Below are 5534 nucleotides of genomic sequence, written 5' to 3'. Positions count from 1 at the left end.
GAGTTGACGTAAAAAAGCCGCTGATCCTGTAGAGGAAGAGCGGCTTTTTTGGCATAGGTAGTCTGACGATGACCTACTTTCGCACCCACGAAGGGCACTATCATCGGCGCGGTCCTGTTTCACGGTCCTGTTCGGGATGGGAAGGGGTGGTACCAAGACGCTATGGTCGTCAGACTGTAAAGGGTCACAAAGTGGGGAAGTAAAGTGTTTTTGGAGTTTGGTGTGATGCGTTTTTTTCGTGTGTTGTCTGGTGTTGGATCCAGGGTTATAGGATCAAGCCTCACGGGCAATTAGTATCGGTTAGCTTAACGCATTACTGCGCTTCCACACCCGACCTATCAACGTTGTAGTCTTCAACGACCCTTCAGGGGGCTCGAGGCCCCGGGGAAGTCTCATCTTGAGGCGAGTTTCCCGCTTAGATGCTTTCAGCGGTTATCTCTTCCGCACTTAGCTACCCGGCGATGCGACTGGCGTCACAACCGGTACACCAGAGGTGCGTCCACTCCGGTCCTCTCGTACTAGGAGCAGGTCCTCTCAAACTTCCAGCGCCCACGGCAGATAGGGACCAAACTGTCTCACGACGTTTTAAACCCAGCTCACGTACCACTTTAAATGGCGAACAGCCATACCCTTGGGACCGGCTACAGCCCCAGGATGTGATGAGCCGACATCGAGGTGCCAAACTCCGCCGTCGATGTGAACTCTTGGGCGGAATCAGCCTGTTATCCCCAGAGTACCTTTTATCCGTTGAGCGATGGCCCTTCCATACAGAACCACCGGATCACTATGACCTGCTTTCGCACCTGCTCGACTTGTCGGTCTCGCAGTCAAGCCGCCTTTTGCCATTGCACTATCAACACGATGTCCGACCGTGTCTAGGCGACCTTCGTACTCCTCCGTTACCTTTTGGGAGGAGACCGCCCCAGTCAAACTGCCTGCCATGCACGGTCCCCGACCCGGATTCACGGGCCAAGGTTAGAACCTCAACGACACCAGGGTGGTATTTCAAGGTTGGCTCCACGAGCACTAGCGTGCCCGCTTCAAAGCCTCCCACCTATCCTACACAAGTCCCGTCAAAGTCCAATGCAAAGCTACAGTAAAGGTTCATGGGGTCTTTCCGTCTTGCCGCGGGGAGATTGCATCTTCACAAACATTTCAACTTCGCTGAGTCTCAGGAGGAGACAGTGTGGCCATCGTTACGCCATTCGTGCAGGTCGGAACTTACCCGACAAGGAATTTCGCTACCTTAGGACCGTTATAGTTACGGCCGCCGTTTACCGGGGCTTCGATCAAGAGCTTGCACCCCATCACTTAACCTTCCGGCACCGGGCAGGCGTCACACCCTATACGTCCACTTTCGTGTTTGCAGAGTGCTGTGTTTTTAATAAACAGTCGCAGCCACCGATTCTCTGCGGCCCCTTCGCCCTTCGGATGTACTCCTACAAGCTAATGGGGCATACCTTCTCCCGAAGTTACGGTATCAATTTGCCGAGTTCCTTCTCCTGAGTTCTCTCAAGCGCCTTAGAATTTTCATCCTGCCCACCTGTGTCGGTTTGCGGTACGGTCGATCTTAGACTGAAGCTTAGAGGCTTTTCCTGGAAGCATGGTATCAATCACTTCGCGCTCAAAGAGCGCTCGTCGTCACGCCTCAGCTCAGCCCCGCGGATTTGCCTACGGGGCACGCCTACACGCTTAAACCGGGACGTCCAACACCCGGCTGACCTAACCTTCTCCGTCCCCCCATCGCATCTAAAATCGGTACGGGAATATTGACCCGTTTCCCATCGACTACGCATTTCTGCCTCGCCTTAGGGGCCGACTCACCCTGCGTCGATGAACGTTGCGCAGGAAACCTTGGGCTTTCGGCGAGGGTGCTTTTCACACCCTTTATCGCTACTCATGTCAGCATTCGCACTTCCGATACCTCCAGCATCCCTCTCGAGACACCTTCGCAGGCTTACGGAACGCTCCCCTACCATCTCTTACGAGATCCGCAGCTTCGGTTCATGGCTTGAGCCCCGTTACATCTTCCGCGCAGGACGACTCGACTAGTGAGCTATTACGCTTTCTTTAAAGGATGGCTGCTTCTAAGCCAACCTCCTAGCTGTCTGGGCCTTCCCACTTCGTTTCCCACTTAGCCATGTATTTGGGACCTTAGCTGGCGGTCTGGGTTGTTTCCCTCTTGTCCCAGGACGTTAGCACCCCAGGACTGTCTGCCGTATATCACTTTGCGGTATTCGGAGTTTGCTATCGCGGGGTAGATCGCAGTGACCCCCCCAACGATTACAGTGCTCTACCCCCGCAAGTGTCCGTACGACGCACTACCTAAATAGTTTTCGGGGAGAACCAGCTATTTCCGGATTTGTTTAGCCTTTCACCCCTATCCACAGCTCATCCCCTAATTTTTCAACATTAGTGGGTTCGGACCTCCAGTACCTGTTACGGCACCTTCATCCTGGCCATGGATAGATCATCCGGTTTCGGGTCTACGCCCAGCAACTATGTCGCCCTTATCAGACTCGGTTTCCCTACGCCTCCCCTATTCGGTTAAGCTCGCTACTGAACGTAAGTCGCTGACCCATTATACAAAAGGTACGCAGTCACCCCACAAGGAGGCTCCCACTGTTTGTATGCATGCGGTTTCAGGATCTATTTCACTCCCCTCCCGGGGTTCTTTTCGCCTTTCCCTCACGGTACTGGTTCACTATCGGTCGATCACGAGTATTTAGCCTTGGAGGATGGTCCCCCCATCTTCAGACAGGATTTCTCGTGTCCCGCCCTACTTGTCGCACGCTCAGACCCGCCAACTACTTTTCGCATACGGGACTATCACCCTGTATCGTCGGACTTTCCAGACCGTTCTGCTAAGTAAATGGTTTAGTCGTGCAGGCTCATCCCCGTTCGCTCGCCACTACTTGGGGAATCTCGGTTGATTTCTGTTCCTGCGGCTACTTAGATGTTTCAGTTCGCCGCGTTCGCCTCCACACGCCTATGTATTCAGCGCGGGATACTCCCGAAGGAGTGGGTTTCCCCATTCGGATATCGGGGGATCAAAGCTCCATTGCCAGCTCCCCCCCGCTTTTCGCAGGCTTGCACGTCCTTCATCGCCTGTGATCGCCAAGGCATCCACCACATGCACTTAGTCGCTTGATCCTATAACCATGGACCCTGTTGCCAGGGATACACCGTCATAGACAACTCACGCTTGTGCGCAGCCCCCTGCCGCTGGTTCAAAGCGCAGAGGACCGCATAAAATGCAATCACACCAACCCATGCAACAGCCCGCCTTTCGACACGCTGTCGCACACTTCACTTCTTCCACTTTGTTAAAGAACACGGCCTCAAATCCTGCCAAGACCTAAGCACTACAGAACCCCTTCGTTCCGCACTGCTTAGCCCTTCGACGTCTGACCACCCAACGCTTTCTGGTGGAGGATGACGGGATCGAACCGACGACCCCCTGCTTGCAAAGCAGGTGCTCTCCCAGCTGAGCTAATCCCCCCTCATTCGGTGGTGGGTCTGGTTGGGTTCGAACCAACGACCCCCGCCTTATCAAGACGGTGCTCTAACCAGCTGAGCTACAGACCCTCGTCATCTCGAGGCTCTTTGCCTGAACAACCGATAAGTTGTGGATACTTGATCACCCGCGACCTGTTCTCTTGAAAGGAGGTGATCCAGCCGCACCTTCCGATACGGCTACCTTGTTACGACTTCACCCCAGTCATGAATCTCACCGTGGTAAGCGCCCTCCCGAAGGTTAAGCTACCTACTTCTGGTGAAACCCACTCCCATGGTGTGACGGGCGGTGTGTACAAGACCCGGGAACGTATTCACCGCAGCATGCTGATCTGCGATTACTAGCGATTCCGACTTCACGTAGTCGAGTTGCAGACTACGATCCGGACTACGATCGGCTTTTTGGGATTGGCTCCACCTCGCGGCTTGGCAACCCTCTGTACCGACCATTGTATGACGTGTGAAGCCCTACCCATAAGGGCCATGAGGACTTGACGTCATCCCCACCTTCCTCCGGTTTGTCACCGGCAGTCTCGTTAAAGTGCCCAACTTAATGATGGCAATTAACGACAAGGGTTGCGCTCGTTGCGGGACTTAACCCAACATCTCACGACACGAGCTGACGACAGCCATGCAGCACCTGTGTCCTGGCTCCCGAAGGCACTCCCTGATCTCTCAAGGATTCCAGGCATGTCAAGGGTAGGTAAGGTTTTTCGCGTTGCATCGAATTAATCCACATCATCCACCGCTTGTGCGGGTCCCCGTCAATTCCTTTGAGTTTTAACCTTGCGGCCGTACTCCCCAGGCGGTCAACTTCACGCGTTAGCTGCGTTACTCAGAAAGTTACCTCTCCGAACAACTAGTTGACATCGTTTAGGGCGTGGACTACCAGGGTATCTAATCCTGTTTGCTCCCCACGCTTTCGTGCATGAGCGTCAGTATCGGCCCAGGGGGCTGCCTTCGCCATCGGTGTTCCTCCACATATCTACGCATTTCACTGCTACACGTGGAATTCCACCCCCCTCTGCCGTACTCTAGCCGTGCAGTCACAAGCGCAGTTCCCAGGTTAAGCCCGGGGATTTCACACCTGTCTTACACAACCGCCTGCGCACGCTTTACGCCCAGTAATTCCGATTAACGCTCGCACCCTACGTATTACCGCGGCTGCTGGCACGTAGTTAGCCGGTGCTTCTTCTGACAGTACCGTCATCCACCCCTCGTATTAGAAGAGGCGATTTCTTTCCGTCTGAAAGAGCTTTACAACCCGAAGGCCTTCTTCACTCACGCGGCATGGCTGGATCAGGCTTGCGCCCATTGTCCAAAATTCCCCACTGCTGCCTCCCGTAGGAGTCTGGGCCGTGTCTCAGTCCCAGTGTGGCGGATCATCCTCTCAGACCCGCTACGGATCGTCGCCTTGGTAGGCCTTTACCCCACCAACTAGCTAATCCGACATCAGCCGCTCCAATCACGCGAGGCCTTGCGGTCCCCCGCTTTCCCCCTCAGGGCGTATGCGGTATTAGCTACGCTTTCGCGTAGTTATCCCCCATGACTGGGTACGTTCCGATGCATTACTCACCCGTTCGCCACTCGCCGGCAGGCCGAAGCCCCCGCTGCCGTTCGACTTGCATGTGTAAAGCATGCCGCCAGCGTTCAATCTGAGCCAGGATCAAACTCTTAAGTTCAATCCATACAAAGTACTCAAAATCATTACTGACATGAGCACCTAATCATTGCGAAACTAAAACCGCCGAAGCGGCTCTCGGTCGCAGCAACCAAGCACCCACACTTATCGATTGTTCAATTTTTTAAAGAACCGCTGCCGAAGCAGCGAGAAAGAGATTCTGACAAACTTCACTACCCCTGTCAAGCTTCACCCGCACTTATTTGAAACTCGTTTCAAATACCGGCAAAACCTTTTCCCCTCTTCCCGACCCCCCGCTTCACCCGCCTAACCACCGCCAGTGCCGCGAAGAGGGGCGAATTATAGACACCCAAAATATACTGTCAAGCTCCCAAAA

The 5534-nt window shown here is 54.3% G+C and carries 2 tRNA genes and 3 rRNA genes; all 5 read right to left on the bottom strand.

Annotated features, from left to right (window positions below):
* Positions 1-60: 60 nt before the first annotated feature.
* Positions 61-174, bottom strand: a 5S ribosomal RNA gene (rrf, locus tag GPA25_RS23340).
* Positions 175-269: 95 nt separating this feature from the next.
* A 23S ribosomal RNA gene (locus tag GPA25_RS23335) occupies positions 270-3153 on the bottom strand.
* Between the two features lie 273 nt (positions 3154-3426).
* Positions 3427-3502 (bottom strand) — tRNA-Ala (locus tag GPA25_RS23330).
* 9 nt (positions 3503-3511) lie between these two features.
* Positions 3512-3588, bottom strand: a tRNA-Ile gene (locus GPA25_RS23325).
* A 74-nt stretch (positions 3589-3662) separates the two neighbouring features.
* Positions 3663-5198 (bottom strand): 16S ribosomal RNA (locus GPA25_RS23320).
* Together the 16S, 23S and 5S rRNA genes with 2 tRNA genes alongside form the textbook arrangement of a ribosomal RNA operon.
* Positions 5199-5534: the final 336 nt, after the last annotated feature.

The sequence above is a fragment of the Aromatoleum diolicum genome, from assembly GCF_012910955.1.
Classification (GTDB): Bacteria; Pseudomonadota; Gammaproteobacteria; order Burkholderiales; family Rhodocyclaceae; genus Aromatoleum; species Aromatoleum diolicum.
This window is presented reverse-complemented; position numbering and strand designations above follow the sequence as displayed.